Source organism: Luteimonas campi (assembly GCF_051162505.1).
GTDB lineage: Bacteria > Pseudomonadota > Gammaproteobacteria > Xanthomonadales > Xanthomonadaceae > Luteimonas.
Map to the genome: position 1 here is coordinate 1 of NZ_JBNWEM010000002.1, position 19,862 is coordinate 19,862.

Consider the following 19,862-nt stretch of genomic DNA (forward strand, 5'->3'; position numbering starts at 1 on the left):
CGCACATTCTGTCACGGCCTTCTCGCTTCGTCAACACCCCGTGAGGGGTCTCGACCTCCCTTCCAGTCCGGCCCGAAGCGAGCGTTTCGTCGAAGGGAGCCGCACATTCTAGCCCGTTCTTCCTTTCCGTCAACACCTCGTTTCCTGAGGTGATGGCGGAGCGGGTGGGCCGTCCGCTTGCGGCGGCGGCCCCGGTGCCACGCGGGGCGCGCATTCTGCGCCTTCGCCGCCGCTTTGCATAGCCCTTCCCTTGACTCTCCCCCACGGCTGCCGGATGTTGCGCGCTGACCACACAGAGCGCCCGTCATGCCGCCTTCCAGATACCTCGCAGCTCTGCTTGCCCTGTCGCTGTCGGGCTGCGCCAGCGCCGGCGACGATTGGGTGGAGCTGTCCGGTCACCGATACTCGGTGGAAGTGGCCGATGACGACGCAGAACGCGCCCGCGGCCTCATGTTCCGCGACACGCTGGCGGACGGCCACGGCATGTTCTTCATCCATGAGCACACCGGGCCATTGGCCTACTGGATGAAGAACACACGCATTCCGCTGGATATCCTGTATTTCGACGAGTCGCTGCGGCTGGTCTCGCAGCAGCGCGACGTGCCGCCGTGTTCCGGCGGGAACGCCTGCCCGGCGTATCCGAGCTCGGCGCCTGCGCGCTACGTGCTGGAACTCAACGCCGGCGAGGCCGCGCGGATCGGCCTGACCGATGGCGCGCGGCTGGAACTTTCGCCGTCCCTGCACCAGGCGCGCTGAACCCCGTACCGCAGCCTTGCGCATACCGGTCTGCCGGAGCAGTCTTCCGCGATGAGCCACGCCCGCCCGTTGCCTGAATGGCAGGCACTCGCTTCGCTCGAGGACGCCGCCCTGCCGCTGCTCGACGTGGCGCTGCTGATCGCGCGCGACGAGTACCCGGCGCTCGATCCTCGACGCTACGCGCTACGGGTGCAGGGCCACGCCTCGCACCTGCGTCGCGCGGTCGAGCGCGAATCCCAGCTTGCGCTGAAGATGCGGACGATCAACCAGTACCTGTTCGAGGAAGTCGGCTACGCCGGCAACCACGACGAGTATTACGATCCGCGCAACAGCTATATCAACGAGGTGTTCGAGCGCAGGCTCGGCAATCCGATCTCGCTGGCGCTGGTGCAGATGGCGGTCTCGCGGGAGGTCGGGCTGCCCCTGGACGGCGTGTCGTTTCCCGGGCATTTCCTCGTACGGCTGCCGGTCGACAACGGCGTGCTGGTGATGGATCCATTCAACCGTGGCCGCCCGCTCGACGTCGACGAACTCAGGGAACGGGCCAGCGCCCACCTGGGCGGGGGCGTCCCGGACGATGAGGCGCTGTCGCAGATCCTCAACCCCGCTTCGAACAGGGCGATCCTGGTGAGGATGCTGCGCAACCTCCACGGCGTCTACCAGAAGCACGGCGACTGGGAACGTTCGGTGCGCTGCGCCGATCGCGTGTTGCGACTGCTGCCGGACGATCCGGAAGCGCTGCGCGACCGCGGCGTGGGCTATCTGGAGATCGGCCATCACGCCGGCGCGCGTGCAGACCTGCAGCGCTACCTGCAGCGCCAGCCGGGCGCCCCGGAAGCGGCGCGGATCCGGCTGCGCCTGATCGAGGCGGGCATCCAGCCGACGCGGCTGCACTGAGCCGGCCGCGAGGGCTTCACAGGGTGACCATCTCGAAATCGTCCTTGGTCACGCCGCAATCCGGACACGTCCAGGTGTCGGGCACCTCGTCCCAGCGCGTGCCCGGCGCAATGCCGTCGTCGGGCAGGCCGGCCGCCTCGTCGTAGACGAAACCGCAGACCACGCACATCCAGCTGCGGTAGGGCATGTCGTTCATCGGATAATGGGCGCGCAAGCGTCGGAGGAATCATGACATTGTCCCATCCCCCGCGCCGGGGCGAAACCGGCGCGACGCCCGCACGCGGGCTTTACGCGATCACGCCCGACCTGGCCGATACGGCGCGCCTGCTGTCCCTGGTGCAGGCCGTGCTGTCCTGGACGCGCTGGCTGCAATACCGAAACAAGACAGCGACGCCGGCGCTGCGGCATGCGCAGGTCGCCGCCCTGCTGCCGGCCTGCCGGGCGCAGGGCGTGCCGCTGATCGTGAACGACGACTGGCGCCTGGCGGCGCGCTGCGGCGCCGACGGCGCCCACCTGGGCGAGGACGACGGCGACCTGCGCGAGGCGCGTGCGGCGCTGGGGCCGGGGGCGGTGCTCGGCGCGTCCTGCTACGACTCGCTGGACCTGGCGCGGCGCGCGGTGGCGGCAGGGGCGGACTATGTCGCGTTCGGCGCCTTCCATCCCAGCACCACCAAGGCCGCGACGCGGCGCCCGGAGCCGGCGCTGCTGCAGCAGGCCGCGGCCCTCGGCGCGACCCGCGTGGCGATCGGCGGCATCACCGTCGACAATGCACCGGCACTGGTCGCCGCCGGCGCGGATCTGGTCGCGGTGGTCAGCGGCGTGTTCGGCGCCGACGATCCCGCCGCGGCGGCGCGCGCCTACCTGCGCGTGTTCGACCGCGACGGCGCTGCGACGCATGCCGGCGCCGCCCCACCCCACTGACGGCTCCGCCCCACCCCGATCCAGGATTGCAGACACCATGAACCACGAAAGCTCCCACGACCTGTTCACCCGCGCGCGCGCGCTGATGCCCGGCGGCGTCAACTCGCCGGTGCGCGCCTTCAAGTCGGTCGGCGGCGAGCCCTTCTTCGTCGCGCGCGCCGACGGCCCCTGGCTGTACGACGTCGACGGCAATCGCTACATCGACTACGTGGGTTCGTGGGGGCCGATGATCGTCGGCCACAACCACCCGGCGGTGCGCGCCGCGGTGGAGCGTGCGATCGGCAACGGCCTGTCCTACGGCGCCCCCTGCGCAGCCGAGGTGACGATGGCCGAGCGCATCACGCAGCTGGTGCCGTCCTGCGAGATGGTGCGCATGGTCAACTCGGGTACCGAGGCCACGCTGTCGGCGATCCGCCTGGCGCGCGGTGCGACCGGCCGCACGAAGATCGTGAAGTTCGAGGGTTGCTACCACGGCCACGGCGACTCGTTCCTGGTCAAGGCCGGCAGCGGGGCGCTGACCTTCGGCGTGCCGACCTCGCCGGGCGTTCCCAAGGCGCTCGCCGATCTCACCCTGACCCTGCCCTACAACGATTTCGAGGCCGCCACCGCGCTGTTCGAGGAAACCGGGGCGGACATCGCCGGGCTGATCATCGAGCCGGTGGTGGGCAACGCCAACTGCCTGCCGCCCCGCGCGGGCTATCTGCAGCATCTGCGCGACCTGTGCTCGCGGCATGGCGCGCTGTTGATCTTCGATGAAGTGATGACCGGGTTCCGCGTGGCGCTCGGCGGCGCGCAGGCGCGCTATGGCGTCACGCCCGACCTCAGCACCTTCGGCAAGATCATCGGGGGCGGCATGCCGGTGGGCGCCTATGGCGGGCGTCGCGAACTGATGGAACAGGTGGCGCCGGCCGGCCCGGTCTACCAGGCTGGCACGCTCAGCGGCAATCCGGTTGCGATGGCGGCCGGCCTGGCGATGCTCGACCTGGTCTCGGAGCCGGGTTTCCACGACCGGCTCGAGGCCGTCACGCATGCGCTGTGCGACGGGCTCGAAGCCGCGGCCCGCGAGGCCGGCGTGCCCTTCACCACCACCCGCGTCGGCGCGATGTTCGGCCTGTTCTTCACCTCGGAGCCTGCGGTCGACACCTATGCGCAGGCGGTGGCCTGCGACACGGGCGCATTCAACCGCTTCTTCCACGCGATGCTCGAGCGCGGCGTGTTCCTCGCTCCGTCCGCGTTCGAGGCGGGTTTCGTATCCAGCGCGCACGACGCCGCAGCGATCGACGCGACCCTGGCCGCGGCGAGGGAGGCCTTCGCGGTGGTCGCCGCGGGATGAAGCCGCGGATCCACAGGATCCTGTTCGACTTCGACGAGGTGCTCGCGCCCTACCGGCACGAGAAGCGGATCGCGGCGCTGGCGACTGTGGCCGGCTGCGCGCACGAGACGGTGCGCGCGGCGCTGTTCGCCTCGGGGCTCGAGGCCGAGTACGACAGCGGCGCGATCGACACGGCCACCTATCTCGACCGCCTCGCCGGGGCGGTCGGCGCGCGCATCGACGAGGACGCCTGGATCGGGGCCCGCATGGCCGGCAGCGTCGCGGAGCTGGCCATGCTCGAGCGGGTCGCGGCGCTGGACGAGGCGCTGTCGCTGGCCGTGCTGACCAACAACGGCGTGCTGATGGAGCGCGCGATCCCGCGCATCCTCGGGCCCCTTGCCGCGCGCTTCGATGGCCGGGTGCTGTGCAGCGGTGCGCTGCGGGTGCGCAAGCCGGATCCGGCCGTGTTCCTGCAGGCGCTCGAGCGTCTGGGATGGACGGCCGCGGGCACCCTGTTCGTGGACGACTCCTTCGCCAACGTGCGGTCGGCCCGCACGGTCGGGCTGCACGCGGAAACGGTCACCGACGCGCGTTCGCTGGGGCGGGTGCTCAGGCGGTATGCACTGGTGGGCGCGGCGGGCTGAATCCTGCCGGGCAGCTGGCGCGCGAGGCCTGGTCCAGCGCAGGGCAGCCGGCGCAGGACGACGCGCGATCTGCATGGCCGCCGCGATCCGGGCCGGGCAAACGCGCCCGTGGAACTGCGCCGCGCCGGCCGCCGTCAGGCCCTGGCCAGCGCCCGCTCCAGCCGCGCCAGGCCTTCCGCCAGCTCCGCGTCGGTAATGTTGAGCGGCGGCACGAAGCGCAGCACGTCCGGGCCGGCCTGCAGCAGCAGCAGGCCCTCGGCCGCGGCCAGGTCCAGCAGTTCGCCGGCGCGGCCGGCATGCGCTGGCGCCAGTACCGCACCCAGCAGCAGGCCGCGGCCGCGTACCTCCGAAAACAGCGCAGGCCCGCGCCCCGCCGCCTCCAGGCCCGCGCGCAGCGCGGCGGCCTGTCGACTGACGTTGGCCATGATGGCGGGCGAGGCCAGCTTGCGCAGCGCGACACGCGCGACCGCCGCGGCCAGCGGATTGCCGCCGAAGGTGGTGCCGTGGTCGCCGAACTGCATCGCGCCGGCAACCCTGGGGCCGGCCAGCATCGCGCCGATCGGGAAGCCGCCGCCCAGCGCCTTGGCCAGGGTGACGATGTCGGGCACGACCCGGTCGTGCCAGTGCGCGAACAGGCTGCCGGTACGGCCCATGCCGCTCTGGATCTCATCCAGCACCAGCAGCGCGCCATGGTGGTCGCACAGTTCGCGCACCGCGCGCAGGAAGCCGGGCGCGGCCGGCGTCACGCCGCCCTCGCCCTGAACCGGTTCGACCATCACCGCAGCCACATCGCCCGTGGCCATGGCCACCTCGAGCGCGGTCGCGTCGTTGAACTCCACGTAGCGGAATCCCGCCGGCAGCGGCTCATAGCCGGCCTGGTACTTCGGCTGCGCAGTCGCGGTCACGGTGGCGAGGGTGCGGCCGTGGAAACTGCCGCGGAAGGTGACGATCACGCGGCGGGCGGGCTCGCGCCCCTGCGCCGCGGCCCACTTGCGCACCAGCTTGATCGCCACCTCGTTGGCCTCTGCGCCGGAGTTGCACAGGAACACGCGCTCTGCGAAGCGCGAGGCCGCGACCAGCTCCTCGGCCAGGCGCAGCGGCGGCTCGCTCAGGAACACGTTGCTGGTGTGCCAGAGGCGGCCGGCCTGCTCGCCGAGCACGGCCACCAGGTCGGGATCGGCGTGGCCGAGGCTGCACACGGCGATGCCCGCAGAGAAGTCGATGTAATCGCGACCCTCGATATCCCACAGACGCGCGCCCTGGCCGCGGTCGAGAATCATCGGCCGCTGCCGGTAGACCGGCAGGTAGCGCTGCTGCCCGAGGGCGACGAGATCGGCGGTGCTGGCGGGGTCGGTCATGGCGCGTTGGCGTGCGAGCGGCAAGGCCGGTCATTGTGCCGTGTTCACGCCGGATACGCGTCCGGCGCGAGGCAGCGACCGTGGGTCGGCGGCAACTCCGCAGGCGCCGCCCGTCCCCCGGCTGCGTGCGGGCGGGCGAGACCTACCAGACGCCCGTGTTCGCCATCGACGCCCAGGGTTCGGCCGGCGCCAGCGCGCCGCCCTTCTGCAGCAGTTCGATCGAGATCTGGTCGGGCGTCCGCACGAACGCCATGCGGCCGTCGCGCGGCGGCCGGTTGATGATCACGCCCAGCGACTGCAGGTGCGCGCAGATGGCGTAGATGTCATCGACCTCGAAGGCGAGATGTCCGAAGTTGCGGGCGCTGCCGTAGTCCTCCGGCGCCGAACCGTCCTCCGGCGGCCAGTTGTAGGTGAGCTCGACCTCGGCCTCGGGGTTCTCCGGCGCGCCGAAGTAGACCAGGGTGTAGCGCCCCGCGTCGCTGTCCATGCGCCGCGTCTGGCGCAGGCCCAGGCCCTCGGTGAGGAAACGGCTGGTGGCCTCCAGGTCGTGGACCCGGAGCATGGCGTGGAGGTACTTCATGGCGAGGTTCCTGTGCGGACGGAGACAGTCCGGGCTGGCATTATCGCCCCCTCCTCCGCTTCCGGCGCCGTCATGAACCGCACGCCCCGTTTCGACACGCTTGCCGCCCACGCCGGGGTGGAGGCGGATCCTGCCAGCGGCGCGCTGTCGCCACCGCTGCAGCTGGCCACGACCTTCGAACACGCGCCCGACGCCAGCACCCCGCAGGGCTATCTGTACCAGCGCTACGGCAGCCCCAACCAAGCCCAGCTCGAGCAGGCGTTGGCGCTGCTGGACGGCGCTGCGCGGGCCATGTTCTTCGCCACCGGCATGACCGCCGGCACCACCGCCATGCAGGCGCTTGCGGCGGGCAGCGAACTGCTGATCGCGAACGACGCCTACTTCGGCTATCGCACCATCGGCGCGAAGTGGCTCGACCGCTGGGGCGTACGCCACCGGGTCGTGGACATGAGCGATCTGGATGCGGTGCGCGCGGCGATCACGCCGGCCACCCGCCTGCTGTGGGCGGAGACACCGTCCAACCCGCTGCTCAAGGTCTGCGACATCGCCGCGCTGGCGGGGATCGCGCACGATGCCGGCGCCCGGCTGCTGGTCGATGGCACCTTCGCCACACCCGCGCTGCAGCAGCCGCTGGCGCTGGGTGCGGACATCGTGCTGCATTCGGCGACCAAGTACCTGGGCGGGCATGGCGACGTGATGGGCGGCGTGCTGGCGTTCGCGGCCGACGACGATTTCGCGGCCGAGTGCAGCGACCTGCGCGGCCAGACCGGCAACACCGCCTCGCCGTTCTCGGCCTGGCTGGTGTTGCGCGGCCTGCGCACCCTGCCGGTGCGGGTGGAGCGGCACTGCCGCAACGCGATGGCGGTCGCGCAGTTCCTGCAATCGCATGCGCGCGTGGAGGCCGTGCACTATCCAGGCCTGTCCGGACACCTCGGCCACGCCACGGCCGCGCGCCAGATGCGCGGCGGCTTCGGCGGCATGCTGTCGTTCGAGGTGCGCGACGGCCGCGATGCGGCGCTGGCGGTGGCGGGGCGCCTGGCGCTGTTCACCAATGCGACCTCGCTGGGTTCGACCGAGTCGCTGGTCGAGCATCGCGCGTCGATCGAAGGCCCGCTCTCGGCCTCGCCGCCCGGGCTGCTGCGGCTGTCGGTGGGGCTGGAGGATGCGCAGGACCTGATCGAGGATCTTGCCGGCGCCCTGGGGTGATCGGAACGATGTGCGCGACCGGGGCCGCCGGAGCGGTCGGGACGCAGCGCGTTCAGTCCAGGAACAGGTCCGGCAGCAAGGGCTGCGCGGGATCGACCGCGTAGCCGGACAGGTCGGTGACGCCGGCGTCGGCCAGTACCTCGTCGTCGATCAGGAAACGGCCGTTGACGTCGGCCGCCGGGCGACACAGGACCGCGTGCGCCGCGTCGGCCATGATCGCCGGGGAACGCCCGTTGCCGGTGGAGACGCCCGGGATCATGTTCAGCGCATCGGTCGCGATCAGGGTGCGCGGCCACAGCCCGTTGATGGCGATGCCCCGCCCGGCGAACTCCGCCGCCAGGCCCAGGGTGACGAAGCTCATCCCCATCTTGGCCAGGGTGTAGCCGGTGTGCGGCGCCCACCACTTCGGATCCAGCGAAGGCGGCGGGCACAGGGTGAGGATGTGCGGATTCGACGCCTGCAGCAGGTGCGGCAGGCAGGCCTGGGCGCACAGGAAGCTGCCGCGGGCGTTGACCTGCTGCATCAGGTCGAAGCGCTTCATGGGGGTGTCGAGCACCCCGCGCAGCCAGATCGCGCTGGCGTTGTTCACCAGGATGTCGATGCCGCCGAAGGTTTCGACGGCCCTGGCGACCGCCTCGTGGACCTGGTCTTCCTCGCGGATGTCGCAGCGGATGGCGAGGGCGCGACCGCCAGCCTCCTCGACTGCCAGGGCGGCGGTGTGGATGGTGCCGGGCAGCCTGGGGTTGGGGACGCTGGACTTGGCGGCGATGACCACGTTGGCGCCGTCGCGGGCGGCACGCAGCGCGATCGCCAGGCCGATGCCGCGCGAGGCGCCGGTGATGAAGAGGGTCTTGCCTTGGAGAGACGGCATGGCGGGTTGTGTGGTCCGGGACCCCGAGAGCCTACCCCACCGCGCCCTTCTGAATCCGCAATCCCGAATCCCGAATCCCGGCCGTCAAGGCTTCGGCCCCTGGCCCTCGTTGTCCTCCCACTTCAGCAGCCGCCGCGTCACGAAGCGATACACCGGCTTGCCGGTACGGAACCACACCTCGCGCACCCAGGAACTGCGCTTGAGCAGCCGCCGCTCCACCGGGGTCAGCGTCTCGCGGCAGTACATGCGCTTGTGCTTGAGCAGGTGCCGCAGGTCTTCGCGGAACAGCAGCCGCATCCATGGGGCGCGCGGGTTGCCGCGGCTGGCGAGCTGGAAGTCGATGAGCGCCGGGCGGCCGTCCTCGAGCACCAGCCAGTTGGCCTCCTTGGCCAGGTCGTTATGGGCGATGCCGCGGCGGTGCAGCTGCAGCAGCAGCCGGCGCGCGGCGTGGAAGTAGGCCAGGTCGCCGCGCGGCGGCTTCTGGTACATCGCCGCGCCCGCCATGAAGCTGCGGTCCAGCCGGCGCCCGTCCCAGGCCAGCAGTTGCGGCACGTCCGCCATGCCGTGGATGCTGCGCAGCGCCAGCGCCTCGCGCCGGGCCAGCCACCACGCCGGCAGGCGCAGCCACAGCGGCACGTGCGCCATGTCGCGTCGCACGAACGGCCCGTCCGCCCCGCGCATCAGCGAGATGCGGCCGAAGCTGTCGGCCTTGAGCGCATGGGTTTCGGTGGCGGCATCGCGATGCATGCCTACAGTGTAGGCGAGCAGTCAGCGACGGCTGTCATAATCGGCCGATGGACTCCGGCTGGTTCGACGCCACGCTCGCCTGGATCAGCGCGCACCCCGTCGCGGCCGGCGGCCTGATCTTCCTGATCGCATTCTGCGACGCGATCGTCGTGCTCGGCATCGTGGTCCCGGCGCTGCCCTTGCTGTTCGCGATCGGGGCCCTGATCGGCCTGGGCCACATCGACGGCACCTATGCGATCACCTGCGCCGCGCTCGGCGCTTTCGCCGGCGACGGCATCGGCTACTGGGTGGGGCAGCGCTGGGGGTCGCGGCTGCGCGACCACTGGCCGTTCCGGCGCTATCCGCAGTTGCTCGACCGTGGCGAACAGGTGTTCCGCCGGCACGGCATCAAGGGCATCCTGATCGCGCGTTTCGTCGGTGCCATCCGTGCCTTCGTCCCCGCCATCGCCGGCATGCTGGGCATGCCGCTGCGGCGCTACGTGCCGATGAGCCTGCTGGCCTGCTTCCTGTGGGCCGGGCTGTTCCTGGCGCCGGGCTGGATCTTCGGCGCTTCCTACGACGCGGTCGCGGCGGTGGCGGACCGCCTGGTGCTGGTCCTGGGCGGCCTGCTGGTGCTGCTGGCCCTGGTGTGGGCCGGCGTGCTCTACAGCTACCGGTGGTTCGACCGGCATGCCAACGACCTGCTCGCCCGGCTGCTGCGCTGGACGCGCCTGCATCCCAGGCTGGGACGATACGCGGCGGCGCTGGTCGACCCGCGCCGCCCCGAATCCGCCTCGCTGGCGATCCTGGCCGCCTGCCTGCTGGCGATCGGCTGGGCCTGGTTCGCCCTGCTCGGCACGGTGTGGATGCGCGGCGAACCCTTGTCGCTGGACCTGAGCGTGTTCCAGGCGATGTACACCCTGCGCAACCCGCTGGCCGACCGGCTGATGGCCGGGCTGGCCTCGATCGGCGACTGGGAGGTGCTGGTCCCCGCCTCTGCGCTCGCCCTGCTGTGGCTGCTGTGGCGGCGGCGCTGGATCGCCGCGGCGCACTGGGTGGCCGCGCTCGCCTTCGGCCTGGTGCTGACCACCGGCCTGTCGCAGCTGATCGACATGCCGCTGCCGCCGACCGCGCACAGCGGCTTCGGCTTCCCGTCGGTGTCGGTGACGATGACCACCATCACCTTCGGCTTCTTCGCGGTGCTGATCGCGCGCGAACTGCCCGGGCGCAGCCGGGTCTGGCCTTATCTGGTAGCCGGGATCGTCGGTGTGCTGCTGGGCTTCGCGCGCCTGTACCTCGGCGCGCACTGGCTCAGCGACGTGGTCGGCGGCATGCTGCTGGGCATCGTCTGGCTGCTGGTGCTGGGGCTGGCCTATCGCCGCCACGTGGCGCGCTCGTTCTGGATGCGGCCCCTGGCGGCAGTCTTCTACGTGAGCTTCGCCGCGGCCGCCCTGTGGCACGCGCCGCGGGCCGTGGACCCTTTGCTGCAGCGGTTCCACGCGCCGGAGCCTGCGGTGGTCTTCGATCGCGAGGCCTGGTGGGACAGCGACTGGAGCCTGTTGCCTGCGCAGCGCCGCGAACGCGATGCCAGCCGCCGCTGGGCCCTGGAGATCCAGGTTGCCGGGCCACTGGCGCCGCTGCAGGGACACCTGGAGTCGCTGGGCTGGGCCGTGCAGCCGCAGGCGGACTGGATCGACACCCTCGGCCTGCTCGACGACGACACCGCGCCCGAGGAACAGGCGGTGCTGCCGGCCACGGTCGACCTGGAGGCCGAAGCGCTGCTGTTGCGGCGGCCGTCGGGCGATGGGCGGATCCAGGCGCTGCGCCTGTGGCGCGCCCCGGCGCGCCTGGGCGACGGCACCCCGCTGTGGATCGGCACCACCCAGACGCTCTCGTTCGAGCGCCCGCTGGGTGGGCTGTTCGGGGTCTGGCTGCCGGTGCCCGACGACGATGCGGCCCATGCCGCCGTGCACCGCGCGCTGACCGGCTTCCCGATGCGGCAGGCGCCGCATCCTGACACCCTCACGCCGGTGCTGCGGCTGCGCACCGACCGCGACGCGCTGGCGGTCGGCGGCGGAGACTGATCCCCGCCCTCCGTCTGCCTGCAGGATCCACCGGGCGCCGCGCTCGATCCGCTCAGCGGATCAGGTCGAGCAGCGCGTCCAGACGCGCGTCGGGATCGTCCTCCTCGAGCAGTTGCTGGCGTTGGGCCAGGCTGAGCGGCAGCACCTCGGCCAGCCGCCAGCTCACCCACGCGGCCTCGTCGAAGCGCTGTTCCGGAACCGCGATATCGGCATCCAGCTGCTCCAGGATCCGTCGCAGCACCTCTCCCAGCAGCATGTGCTGGGGCTGCAGTTCGGTGGCCGGGTCCGGGTCGCACCAGACCACCTCGGCCACGACCAGTCCGTTGTCGCGCAATCGGGTGGACTCCACCCGGAAGCGGCGATGCCCGCGCAGGCGCAGCTGCAGCAGGCCGTCGGTGCCGGTGTCGAAATCCTCGATCCGCGCCTCCGTGCCGCAGGACTCGGGCACCGCCGGCCTGCCGGCCTCCTCGCCTTCGGCGATCAGGCAGACGCCGAAGCCGCTGCCGCGCCGTCCGCACTCGCGCACCAGGTCCAGGTAACGCGGCTCGAACACCCGCAGCCCCAGCGCGGCGCCGGGGACCAGCACCGTGTGCAGCGGGAACAGGGGCAGGATCTCCGGCATGGGGACAGTCTAGGCCGGTTTGCGCAGGCCGGGCCTTCGCTCGCAGAGGGGAAGCGCAGCCGTCTCAGCCGGCGCGCAGCAGTTCCAGGAACCTGCGCGGCGCACCGTCGAAGCCGCCGTTAGACATGAACACGACATGGTCGCCCTCGCCGGTGCTGTCCTGCAGCGCTGCCAGCAGGGCATCGGGGTCGGCGACGGCGCGCGCGTCGCCGCGCATGGCACCGGTCACCTTCGCCGCATCCCAGGGCAGTTCGGGGCGAGCCAGGAACACCACCGCGTCCGCGCCCTCCAGCGAGGGCGCCAGCGCATCGGCATGCGCACCCAGCCGCATCGAATTGCTGCGCGGCTCCATCGCCACCACGATCCGCGCCGCCCCCACCTTCGCGCGCAGGCCGGCCAAGGTGGTGGCGATCGCGGTCGGGTGGTGGGCGAAGTCGTCGTATACGCAGACCCCGCGCGCCTGCCCCAGCAGCTCCATGCGCCGCTTCACGCCGCGGAATTCCGCCAGCGCCGGCAGCAGGGTCGCCACGTCCACGCCCACCGCCGCGCAGGCCGCCAGCGCGGCCAGGCCGTTGAGCACGTTGTGGTCGCCCAGCAGCGGCCACTCCACCGTACCCAGCGCGCGTCCGTCGTGCAGGACTTCGAAAGCGCTGCCATCCTCCCGCAGCTTGCGCGCCCGCCACTCGAAGCCCGCGTCGAAGCCGAAGCGCTCGACCGGGGTCCAGCAGCCCATCTCCAGCACTTCGCGCAGCCGCGCGTCGTGACCGTTGACCACGAGCCGGCCGCGCCCGGGCACGGTACGGACCAGATGGTGGAACTGGCGCTGGATCGCGGCCACGTCCGGGAAGATGTCGGCGTGGTCGTACTCGAGATTGTTGAGGATCGCCACCAGCGGCCGGTAGTGGACGAACTTGCTGCGCTTGTCGAAGAACGCCGTGTCGTACTCGTCCGCCTCGACCACGAATTCGCGGCCGGCGCCGATGCGCGCGGAAACCCCGAAATCCTCCGCCACGCCGCCGATCAGAAAGCCCGGCTGGCGCCCGGCGGCCTGCAGCAGGAAGGCCAGGATCGTGGTGGTGGTAGTCTTGCCGTGGGTGCCGGCCACGGCCAGCACATCGCGCCCAGGCAGTACCTGCTCGCGCAGCCATTCGGCGCCGGAGGTGTAGGCGCGACCGCTGTCGAGCACCGCTTCCACCGCCGGATTGCCGCGCGACAGCGCATTGCCGATCACCACCGTCGCGGCATCCCCGGAGATGTGCCCGGGCAGGTAGCCCTGGCGCAGGGCGATGCCCAGGCGTTCGAGCTGGGTGGACATGGGCGGGTACACCGCCTGGTCGCTGCCCTCGACCTCATGGCCGAGTTCGCGCGCCAGTGCCGCGACGCCACCCATGAAGGTGCCGGCGATGCCGAGGATGTGGAGTTTCAAGGCGGATCCTGCGTGCTGCATGACAGCCACGCACTTTACCCAAAGCCGCGGACGGCAGGCTGACGCCGGTCAAGGCCCGCAACCCCAGGCAGCGCTAGACTCCACCATCCCGATCGACCCTGGAAGGCCCGATGTCCCGATTCGCCCTCGCCGCCCCGGCGCTGGCCCTGCTGCTCGGCTGTCACGCCGTCGGCAGCGCGCCGGCCGGCCCTGCGGCCACCGACGCCACCGACGCCGCAGTCGCCGCCCCGACCGCCAGCCTGCCGCCGCTGACCGTGCGCAAGCACCCCACCTGCGGCTGCTGCAGCGTCTGGATCGAACACGTGCGCGATGCCGGCTTCCCGGTCGAAGCCCACGATATCGAGGAGATGGCGACGGTGAAGAAGGTGGCGGGCGTGCCGCAAGCGATGGCCTCCTGCCATACCGCCGAAGTCGGCGGCTATTTCATCGAAGGCCACGTGCCGGCCGCCGACATCGTGCGCCTGCTGCGAGAGCGCCCCGCGGCACGCGGCCTGGCCGTCCCGGGAATGCCGCTGGGGTCGCCGGGCATGGAGCATCCCGAGGGCATCGTCCACCCCTACGCGGTGATGCTGGTACTGGAAGACGGCAGCACGCGCGAGTTCAGCCGCTACCCGCGCGACTGAACCGCGCCACCTCGGCTCGGATCAGCCGACCGCCTTCTCCGGCGCGATCGCCTCGATGATGCGGGTGAACACCTCGTCCTGGCCGCCCACGCCATCGACGATGGTGAGCTGGCCGTGCTGGCGGTAGAACTCGATCACCGGCGCGGTCTGCTGGTCGTAGACCTCCAGCCGCTTGCGCACCGACTCCGGGTTGTCGTCGGCGCGCCCTTCCGCCTTGGCCCGGCCCGCGAGGCGTTCGACGATCATGTCGTTGTCGACCGTCAGCTGCACCGCGGCGTCGAACTTCTGACCCAGGCTGCCCAGCAGTTCGTCCAGCGCGGCGGCCTGCGCCAGGTTGCGCGGGTAACCGTCGAGGATGAAGCCGGCGCGGGTGTCCTCGCGCGAGAACCGGTCCTTGAGCATGCCCAGCAGGATGTCGTCGCTGACCAGTTCGCCGCGGGCCATCACTTCCTTGGCCTGCAGGCCCAGCGGCGAGCCGGCGGCGACTTCGGCGCGCAACAGATCGCCTGTGGAAATATGCGGGACCTGCAGGTGCTCCTTGAGCTTCGCCGCCTGCGTGCCCTTGCCCGAACCGGGCGCTCCCAGTAATACCAATCGCATCGAGGACTCCCACCAGAACCAGACCGGAAGCGGCCACGGACCGTTGCTACACTCGGGCCGCCACCGCCGATTCAGCCCTCACTTTAACCCATCGAACCGCCCCTCCGATCCCTACAGAAGGCGCATATGGCTTCCGGAACCCTGCTCTACTCCCAGTCCGGCGGTGTCACCGCCGTCATCAACGCCACCGCCTCGGGCGTGATCGGCGAAGCGCGCGCGTGCGGGATCAAGGTGCTGGCGGCGCGCAACGGCATCCTCGGCGCCCTGCGCGAAGACCTCGTGGATACCTCGAAGGAGACCGCGGCGAGCGTACGCGGCCTGGCCCACACCCCGGGTGGCGCGTTCGGCTCGTGCCGTTACAAGCTCAAGTCGCTGGATGAGGACCGGGCCAAGTACGAGCGCCTGCTGGAGGTGTTCCAGGCCCATGATGTGAGGTACTTCCTCTACAACGGCGGCAACGATTCGGCCGACACCGCCAACAAGGTGTCCAGGCTTGCGGCCCAGTTCGGCTACCCGCTGACCTGCATCGGCGTGCCCAAGACCATCGACAACGACCTCGCCGTGACCGACTGCTGCCCGGGCTTCGGCTCGGCGGCCAAGTACACCGCGGTCTCGGTGCGCGAGGCGGCGCTGGACGTGGCGGCGATGGCCGAGACCTCGACCAAGGTCTTCGTCTACGAGGCCATGGGCCGCCATGCCGGCTGGCTGGCCGCCGCCGCCGGCCTGGCCGGCCAGGGCCCGGACGAGGCGCCGCACCTGATCCTGTTTCCCGAGCGACCCTACGACGAGGACGACTTCCTGAAGAACGTGCAGAAGGTGGTCGACCGCGTGGGCTATTGCGTAGTGGTCGCCAGCGAGGGCATCCAGACCGCCGACGGCCGTTTCGTGGCCGATTCGGGCGGCGGCAAGGACTCCTTCGGCCATACCCAGCTGGGCGGCGTGGCCTCGTACCTGGCCGGCAAGGTCAAGGACCGGCTGGGCCTCAAGGTGCACTGGACCCTGCCCGACTACCTGCAGCGCAGCGCCCGCCACCTGGCCTCGAAGACCGACGTCGAGCAGGCCATCGCCGTAGGCAGGGCCGCGGTGCAGTTCGCGCTCGAGGGGCAGAACGCCACCATGCCGGTGATCGTGCGCACCTCCGACAAGCCCTATCGCTGGAAGATCGGCAGCGCGCCACTGGACAAGGTGGCCAACCACGAGAAGACCTTCCCCAAGGGCTATATCCGCCGCGACGGCTATGGCATCACCGACAAGGCCCGCGCCTACCTCGAGCCCCTGATCCGCGGCGAGCTGCCGCCGCCGTACGGCAAGGACGGCATCCCGGCCTACGTGAGCCTGAAGAACGTCGCGGTGAAGAAGAAGCTGCCCGCCTGGGAAGGTTGAGCAGGCATCCCGCGCGCGACCGCTCCGTTCGCCGGAGACACCCGCGCGCAACATCGGCGCGGGCCTCGCCGCCCGCGCCGCTCGCCGGGCACTGGAGCGCTGCAAGGAAGCGGGATGGGGTTTTCCGACGAGGAGCGCGACCTGCTGATGACGGTCAAGGGCGTCGGCCCGACCGTCGTCCAGCGGCTCGAGCAGCTCGGCTTCGCATCGCTCGAGCAGCTCGCTGACGCCGACGCGGTCGAGATCGTCAGCTCGGCGGCTGGACTGACCGGATCCACGTGCTGGAAGAACAGCCCGCAGGCGCGCGCGGCCGTCGTGGCCGCCCTCGACCTGGCGAAGGCCTACGCGGCGAGGCGCAAGTCGACAGGGCCGACAGACCGGCCATGACGGCGGGCATGACGTTCTGGATCGTCCTGGCCGCCGCCGCGGTGGCCCTGCTGGCGGGATTCGTCGCGACGATCCTGCGCACCCAGGCCCGCTTCGGCGCTGGCCAGCGCGCGGCCACCGGCCGTGATCGCGGCGACGGTGGCGGCACGACTGCAGGCGGCGGCGACGGAGGCTCGGGAGGCTGCGACGGCGGAAGCAGTTGCGGCTAGCGGCTCGGCGCGCGCACTCAAATCAGGGGTGTCTGGCGCACATCCATCGCTCCGGCGACCGCCGCCTGCCGGCAGGTTCGTCGACCACCGCTCACGCTCGCTTTCAGGGCGTCTCTCCCGGCAAGCGCGCCAGCACGTCCCCCGCGTCCACGAACCGCTCAGCCTCGCCGAACTCGGGCCAGCCTGCACGCAGTGCGCGCATCACTTCAGGCGCATCGACATGGGCCCCCAGCAGCCAGGCCGCAATGTCGTTGCAGGGCAGGCCGGCAGTCCGGCGGCACAGCAGGGGGCCGGGCGGCAGCGGGTCCGAGCGCCAGAGTTCATGGACACCGTCGGGCGGACTGGCGTCGTAGATGTCCGCCGCCAGGCCGGCCACGTCGGCCTCGCCCTCGCGCAGCCTCGCCAGCACTGCTTCGTGCGAGCCCGCATGGACGACGGCCGCGAACCGGTCCTGTTCCAGTCCCAGCGCGCGCAGCCGCGCGAGCGGCACGAAGCCGCCGGTGGCCGAGTCGGTCGATACCAGGGCCAGCCGCAACCCCTTGGCGCGCCGCGCCAGGTCCTCCAGGCGCGTCACATCGCGCCCCACCAGCACGCTGCGGTAGCGATCGGCCTGCGCCAGCGGCACATCCGGCACCGGCAGGACCGCCGCCTGCCCGCGCGCCTGCAGGAACGCATGCAGGTTGGGCACGATGACGTCGGCCTCGCCGGCACGGAACCCTGCCACCAGCGCGGAGGGCGAAGGCCACAGCCGCAATTGCACGGCGCGGCCGCTGCGTCGAGCGAGGAACTCGGCCAGTGGCGCGATTGCCGCGGCGCGGCCGCGTCCGGGGTATTCGTAACTGCCCACCACGAGCGGCGGCGGCTCAACGGGCAGGGCCGCACCTGGCGCCAGGGCCAGCAGGCAAGAGAGAAGACATGATCGCAGGCGCATTCGGCCACGCTAGCACGGGGCTCGCGCCGCAGCCTGTGCGGCGGGAGACGGCCGGCCTTGCCCCACCTGTCGGCTGCCGGCGCATGGCCACGGCCGCCGACACCGACCAGCCGCGGCTCAGCCGTCCAGCAGCGTCAGGTCGCGCACCGCGCCCTTGTCGGCACTCGTGGCCAGCAGCGCGTAGGCCTTCAGGGCCGCCGTCACCTTGCGCGGCCGCGGCTGCGCCGGCTTCCAGCCGGCGGCATCCTGCGCGGCGCGGCGGGCCGCAAGCTCGGCCTCCGGCACCAGCAGTTCGATCGAGCGCGCGGGAATGTCGATCCGGATCCGGTCGCCATCGCGCACCAGGCCGATCGTCCCACCGGCCGCGGCCTCGGGCGACACGTGGCCGATCGACAGACCCGAGGTGCCCCCGGAGAAGCGACCATCGGTGAGCAGGGCGCAGCGCTTGCCCAGGCCCTTGGACTTCAGGTAGCTGGTCGGATACAGCATCTCCTGCATCCCCGGGCCGCCCTTGGGGCCTTCGTATCGGATCACCACGACTTCGCCGGCCTGCACCTCGTCGCCGAGGATGCCCTGCACCGCGGCGTCCTGGCTCTCGAACACGCGGGCATGGCCTTCGAAGACATGGATGGATTCGTCCACGCCCGCGGTCTTCACCACGCAACCATCGAGCGCGATATTGCCGTGAAGCACGGCCAGGCCACCTTCCTGCGAGTAGGCGTGCGCGACGCTGCGGATGCAGCCGCCGGCGCGGTCGGTGTCGAGCGTCGGCCAGCGCGTGGACTGGCTGAAGGCGACCTGGGTCGGAATGCCGGCCGGACCGGCGCGGAAGAAGTTCGACAGCTTGGGGTCGTCGTTACCGGCGACATCCCACTTGGCGATGGCCTCGCCCAGCGTCCTCGCATGCACGGTCGCGGCGCCGGTGTGCAGCAGGCCGCCGCGCGCCAGTTCGCCGAGGATGGCCATGATGCCGCCAGCGCGGTGCACGTCCTCGACGTGGTAGTCGGGCGTATTGGGCGCCACCTTGCACAGCTGTGGCACGCGCCGCGACAGGCGGTCGATGTCGCGCAGGGTGAACGGCACCTCCGCCTCCTGCGCCGCGGCCAGCAGGTGCAGGATGGTGTTGGTCGAACCACCCATCGCGATGTCCAGCGTCATCGCGTTCTCGAAGGCCTCGAACGTGGCGATGCCGCGCGGCAGCGCGCGCGCGTCGCCATCGCCGTACCAGCGGTGCACCAGTTCCACCGCGGTGCGGCCGGCACGCAGGAACAGCTGCTCGCGGTCGGCATGCGTGGCCAGCACCGTGCCGTTGCCCGGCAGCGACAGGCCCAGGGCCTCGGTGAGGCAGTTCATCGAGTTGGCGGTGAACATGCCCGAACACGAGCCGCAGGTCGGACAGGCGCTGCGTTCGACCGCGGCCACCTGCTCGTCGGAGGCCGTCGGATCGGCGGCCATCACCATCGCGTCGACCAGGTCGAGCTTGTGGTCGGCCAGGCGCGTCTTGCCGGCTTCCATCGGCCCGCCGGAGACGAACACGGTCGGGATGTTGAGCCGCAGCGCGGCCATCAACATGCCGGGCGTGATCTTGTCGCAGTTGGAAATGCACACCAGCGCGTCGGCGCAGTGCGCATTGGCCATGTACTCGACCGAGTCGGCGATGATCTCGCGACTGGGCAGCGAGTACAGCATGCCGTCGTGGCCCATCGCGATGCCGTCGTCCACGGCGATGGTGTGGAACTCCTTGGCCACGCCACCGACGCGCACGATTTCGCGTGCGACCAGCTGGCCCAGGTCCTTCAGGTGGACGTGCCCGGGCACGAACTGGGTGAAGGAGTTGGCGATGGCGACGATGGGCTTCTGGAAATCCTCGTCGCGCATGCCGGTCGCGCGCCACAGCGCGCGTGCACCGGCCATGTTGCGGCCGTGGGTGGAGGTTTTCGAACGGTATTCGGGCATGGACTTCACGCGGATGACGCAACGCGTCAAAGCCGGGATTCTGCGGGCTTTGCGACGTTACGGCTGCAATGATTTCACCCGCAACGAAAGTCGAAGCGATTTGTCAAGACTTGTGCTTGACAAGCCCCGAAACGCGGGGTTAGTTTGCAGGAATGTTGCAGCGCCACACACCCACGACGAATGCCCACGACGCCAGCGCGGCGTCCATTCTCGTACTCGTGCTTATTACCTCGCCGACAGGTGCGGGACGATCGGGCGCGTAAGCAGGAAGCGCCAAATCGCAAAACCCCGCACCGCAAGGGCGGGGTTTTTTATTGCCTTGCACTCACCCTTCCAACACCGTTCCGCA

At 71.0% G+C, this 19,862-nt stretch carries 21 protein-coding genes; 11 read left to right on the top strand and 10 right to left on the bottom strand.

Annotated features, from left to right (window positions below; all coding sequences use genetic code 11):
• The first annotated feature begins 306 nt into the window (after window positions 1-306).
• Together ACQYVW_RS05130 and ACQYVW_RS05135 are read left to right on the top strand one after the other, a co-directional pair.
• The gene (locus tag ACQYVW_RS05130) at window positions 307-756 is read left to right on the top strand and encodes a DUF192 domain-containing protein (protein WP_434936934.1); all 450 of its coding nucleotides are present in this window, start codon (window positions 307-309) and stop codon (window positions 754-756) included.
• A gap of 51 nt (window positions 757-807) precedes the next feature.
• Window positions 808-1,653: a SirB1 family protein gene (locus ACQYVW_RS05135; RefSeq protein WP_434936932.1), complete on the top strand. Its 846-nt coding sequence runs from the start codon at window positions 808-810 to the stop codon at window positions 1,651-1,653.
• A gap of 16 nt (window positions 1,654-1,669) precedes the next feature.
• Here the strand turns inward: ACQYVW_RS05135 and ACQYVW_RS05140 are convergent, their stop codons facing one another.
• Entirely contained in the window at window positions 1,670-1,849 is a 180-nt protein-coding gene (locus ACQYVW_RS05140; protein ID WP_434936930.1) for a rubredoxin, read from the bottom strand.
• Window positions 1,850-1,881: 32 nt separating this feature from the next.
• Here ACQYVW_RS05140 and thiE point away from each other — a divergent pair, with 32 nt between their 5' ends.
• Genes thiE through ACQYVW_RS05155 form a run of 3 tightly spaced genes read left to right on the top strand, consistent with a single transcriptional unit; the run spans window position 1,882 to window position 4,530 of the window.
• The gene (thiE, locus tag ACQYVW_RS05145; RefSeq protein WP_434946267.1) at window positions 1,882-2,574 is read left to right on the top strand and encodes a thiamine phosphate synthase; all 693 of its coding nucleotides are present in this window, start codon (window positions 1,882-1,884) and stop codon (window positions 2,572-2,574) included.
• Window positions 2,575-2,611: 37 nt separating this feature from the next.
• Complete coding sequence (gene hemL, locus ACQYVW_RS05150) at window positions 2,612-3,907, top strand: glutamate-1-semialdehyde 2,1-aminomutase (RefSeq protein WP_434933705.1); 1,296 nt, start codon at window positions 2,612-2,614, stop codon at window positions 3,905-3,907.
• Window positions 3,904-4,530 carry an HAD-IA family hydrolase gene (locus ACQYVW_RS05155; RefSeq protein ID WP_434946268.1) on the top strand — a complete coding sequence of 209 codons (627 nt, stop codon included), beginning with the start codon at window positions 3,904-3,906 and terminating at the stop codon, window positions 4,528-4,530. Before hemL ends, ACQYVW_RS05155 begins: the two co-directional genes overlap by 4 nt.
• A 134-nt stretch (window positions 4,531-4,664) precedes the next feature.
• On the opposite strand, the gene ACQYVW_RS05160 is transcribed toward ACQYVW_RS05155, so the two are convergent.
• Window positions 4,665-5,888: an acetylornithine/succinylornithine family transaminase gene (locus tag ACQYVW_RS05160; RefSeq protein ID WP_434946269.1), complete on the bottom strand. Its 1,224-nt coding sequence runs from the start codon at window positions 5,886-5,888 to the stop codon at window positions 4,665-4,667.
• 142 nt (window positions 5,889-6,030) lie between these two features.
• Window positions 6,031-6,468: a VOC family protein gene (locus tag ACQYVW_RS05165; protein WP_434933702.1), complete on the bottom strand. Its 438-nt coding sequence runs from the start codon at window positions 6,466-6,468 to the stop codon at window positions 6,031-6,033.
• Window positions 6,469-6,540: 72 nt separating this feature from the next.
• Here ACQYVW_RS05165 and ACQYVW_RS05170 point away from each other — a divergent pair, with 72 nt between their 5' ends.
• Window positions 6,541-7,674 carry a trans-sulfuration enzyme family protein gene (locus ACQYVW_RS05170; RefSeq protein WP_434946270.1) on the top strand — a complete coding sequence of 378 codons (1,134 nt, stop codon included), beginning with the start codon at window positions 6,541-6,543 and terminating at the stop codon, window positions 7,672-7,674.
• Between the two features lie 52 nt (window positions 7,675-7,726).
• Here ACQYVW_RS05170 and ACQYVW_RS05175 read toward each other — a convergent pair whose 3' ends face one another.
• On the bottom strand, window positions 7,727-8,545 hold the full coding sequence (locus ACQYVW_RS05175) for an SDR family oxidoreductase (protein WP_434933700.1): 819 nt from the start codon (window positions 8,543-8,545) through the stop codon (window positions 7,727-7,729).
• Between the two features lie 84 nt (window positions 8,546-8,629).
• Window positions 8,630-9,292 carry a protein kinase family protein gene (locus tag ACQYVW_RS05180; RefSeq protein WP_434946271.1) on the bottom strand — a complete coding sequence of 221 codons (663 nt, stop codon included), beginning with the start codon at window positions 9,290-9,292 and terminating at the stop codon, window positions 8,630-8,632.
• A 47-nt stretch (window positions 9,293-9,339) separates the two neighbouring features.
• Between ACQYVW_RS05180 and ACQYVW_RS05185 the strand changes: the two genes are divergently transcribed.
• Window positions 9,340-11,355: a bifunctional DedA family/phosphatase PAP2 family protein gene (locus ACQYVW_RS05185; protein ID WP_434946272.1), complete on the top strand. Its 2,016-nt coding sequence runs from the start codon at window positions 9,340-9,342 to the stop codon at window positions 11,353-11,355.
• 52 nt (window positions 11,356-11,407) lie between these two features.
• On the opposite strand, the gene ACQYVW_RS05190 is transcribed toward ACQYVW_RS05185, so the two are convergent.
• Together ACQYVW_RS05190 and mpl are read right to left on the bottom strand one after the other, a co-directional pair.
• A complete protein-coding gene (locus tag ACQYVW_RS05190) occupies window positions 11,408-11,977 on the bottom strand; it encodes an LON peptidase substrate-binding domain-containing protein (RefSeq protein ID WP_434946273.1) in 570 nt (189 codons plus the stop codon).
• Between the two features lie 64 nt (window positions 11,978-12,041).
• Window positions 12,042-13,424: a UDP-N-acetylmuramate:L-alanyl-gamma-D-glutamyl-meso-diaminopimelate ligase gene (mpl, locus tag ACQYVW_RS05195; protein ID WP_434933695.1), complete on the bottom strand. Its 1,383-nt coding sequence runs from the start codon at window positions 13,422-13,424 to the stop codon at window positions 12,042-12,044.
• A gap of 110 nt (window positions 13,425-13,534) precedes the next feature.
• On the opposite strand from mpl, the gene ACQYVW_RS05200 reads away from it, so the two are divergent.
• Window positions 13,535-14,047, top strand: coding sequence for a DUF411 domain-containing protein (locus ACQYVW_RS05200; RefSeq protein ID WP_434933694.1), 513 nt, complete (start codon window positions 13,535-13,537; stop codon window positions 14,045-14,047).
• A 21-nt stretch (window positions 14,048-14,068) separates the two neighbouring features.
• On the opposite strand, the gene ACQYVW_RS05205 is transcribed toward ACQYVW_RS05200, so the two are convergent.
• The gene (locus ACQYVW_RS05205; protein WP_434933693.1) at window positions 14,069-14,647 is read right to left on the bottom strand and encodes an adenylate kinase; all 579 of its coding nucleotides are present in this window, start codon (window positions 14,645-14,647) and stop codon (window positions 14,069-14,071) included.
• Between the two features lie 126 nt (window positions 14,648-14,773).
• On the opposite strand from ACQYVW_RS05205, the gene ACQYVW_RS05210 reads away from it, so the two are divergent.
• From ACQYVW_RS05210 to ACQYVW_RS05220, 3 genes are all read left to right on the top strand, one after another.
• On the top strand, window positions 14,774-16,030 hold the full coding sequence (locus ACQYVW_RS05210) for a 6-phosphofructokinase (protein ID WP_434933692.1): 1,257 nt from the start codon (window positions 14,774-14,776) through the stop codon (window positions 16,028-16,030).
• Window positions 16,031-16,144: 114 nt separating this feature from the next.
• A complete protein-coding gene (locus ACQYVW_RS05215; protein WP_434933690.1) occupies window positions 16,145-16,417 on the top strand; it encodes a helix-hairpin-helix domain-containing protein in 273 nt (90 codons plus the stop codon).
• Between the two features lie 8 nt (window positions 16,418-16,425).
• The gene (locus tag ACQYVW_RS05220) at window positions 16,426-16,626 is read left to right on the top strand and encodes a hypothetical protein (RefSeq protein WP_434933689.1); all 201 of its coding nucleotides are present in this window, start codon (window positions 16,426-16,428) and stop codon (window positions 16,624-16,626) included.
• A gap of 103 nt (window positions 16,627-16,729) precedes the next feature.
• On the opposite strand, the gene ACQYVW_RS05225 is transcribed toward ACQYVW_RS05220, so the two are convergent.
• Window positions 16,730-17,557: a phosphate/phosphite/phosphonate ABC transporter substrate-binding protein gene (locus tag ACQYVW_RS05225; protein WP_434946274.1), complete on the bottom strand. Its 828-nt coding sequence runs from the start codon at window positions 17,555-17,557 to the stop codon at window positions 16,730-16,732.
• Between the two features lie 117 nt (window positions 17,558-17,674).
• Entirely contained in the window at window positions 17,675-19,513 is a 1,839-nt protein-coding gene (gene ilvD / locus ACQYVW_RS05230) for a dihydroxy-acid dehydratase (protein WP_434946853.1), read from the bottom strand.
• Window positions 19,514-19,862 lie beyond the last annotated feature (349 nt).

Bases quoted from the DNA above. Each gene is read 5' to 3' on its own strand.
- ACQYVW_RS05210 (WP_434933692.1), top strand. From the start codon at position 14,774: ATGGCTTCCGGAACCCTGCTCTACTCCCAGTCCGGCGGTGTCACCGCC.
- ACQYVW_RS05175 (WP_434933700.1), bottom strand. From the start codon at position 8,545: ATGCCGTCTCTCCAAGGCAAGACCCTCTTCATCACCGGCGCCTCGCGC.
- ACQYVW_RS05155 (WP_434946268.1), top strand. From the start codon at position 3,904: ATGAAGCCGCGGATCCACAGGATCCTGTTCGACTTCGACGAGGTGCTC.
- ACQYVW_RS05130 (WP_434936934.1), top strand. From the start codon at position 307: ATGCCGCCTTCCAGATACCTCGCAGCTCTGCTTGCCCTGTCGCTGTCG.
- ACQYVW_RS05215 (WP_434933690.1), top strand. From the start codon at position 16,145: ATGGGGTTTTCCGACGAGGAGCGCGACCTGCTGATGACGGTCAAGGGC.
- ACQYVW_RS05190 (WP_434946273.1), bottom strand. From the start codon at position 11,977: ATGCCGGAGATCCTGCCCCTGTTCCCGCTGCACACGGTGCTGGTCCCC.
- ACQYVW_RS05220 (WP_434933689.1), top strand. From the start codon at position 16,426: ATGACGTTCTGGATCGTCCTGGCCGCCGCCGCGGTGGCCCTGCTGGCG.
- mpl (WP_434933695.1), bottom strand. From the start codon at position 13,424: ATGCAGCACGCAGGATCCGCCTTGAAACTCCACATCCTCGGCATCGCC.
- ACQYVW_RS05140 (WP_434936930.1), bottom strand. From the start codon at position 1,849: ATGAACGACATGCCCTACCGCAGCTGGATGTGCGTGGTCTGCGGTTTC.
- ACQYVW_RS05170 (WP_434946270.1), top strand. From the start codon at position 6,541: ATGAACCGCACGCCCCGTTTCGACACGCTTGCCGCCCACGCCGGGGTG.
- hemL (WP_434933705.1), top strand. From the start codon at position 2,612: ATGAACCACGAAAGCTCCCACGACCTGTTCACCCGCGCGCGCGCGCTG.
- ACQYVW_RS05135 (WP_434936932.1), top strand. From the start codon at position 808: ATGAGCCACGCCCGCCCGTTGCCTGAATGGCAGGCACTCGCTTCGCTC.
- ACQYVW_RS05160 (WP_434946269.1), bottom strand. From the start codon at position 5,888: ATGACCGACCCCGCCAGCACCGCCGATCTCGTCGCCCTCGGGCAGCAG.
- ACQYVW_RS05205 (WP_434933693.1), bottom strand. From the start codon at position 14,647: ATGCGATTGGTATTACTGGGAGCGCCCGGTTCGGGCAAGGGCACGCAG.
- thiE (WP_434946267.1), top strand. From the start codon at position 1,882: ATGACATTGTCCCATCCCCCGCGCCGGGGCGAAACCGGCGCGACGCCC.
- ilvD (WP_434946853.1), bottom strand. From the start codon at position 19,513: ATGCCCGAATACCGTTCGAAAACCTCCACCCACGGCCGCAACATGGCC.
- ACQYVW_RS05180 (WP_434946271.1), bottom strand. From the start codon at position 9,292: ATGCATCGCGATGCCGCCACCGAAACCCATGCGCTCAAGGCCGACAGC.
- ACQYVW_RS05200 (WP_434933694.1), top strand. From the start codon at position 13,535: ATGTCCCGATTCGCCCTCGCCGCCCCGGCGCTGGCCCTGCTGCTCGGC.
- ACQYVW_RS05185 (WP_434946272.1), top strand. From the start codon at position 9,340: ATGGACTCCGGCTGGTTCGACGCCACGCTCGCCTGGATCAGCGCGCAC.
- ACQYVW_RS05225 (WP_434946274.1), bottom strand. From the start codon at position 17,557: ATGCGCCTGCGATCATGTCTTCTCTCTTGCCTGCTGGCCCTGGCGCCA.
- ACQYVW_RS05165 (WP_434933702.1), bottom strand. From the start codon at position 6,468: ATGAAGTACCTCCACGCCATGCTCCGGGTCCACGACCTGGAGGCCACC.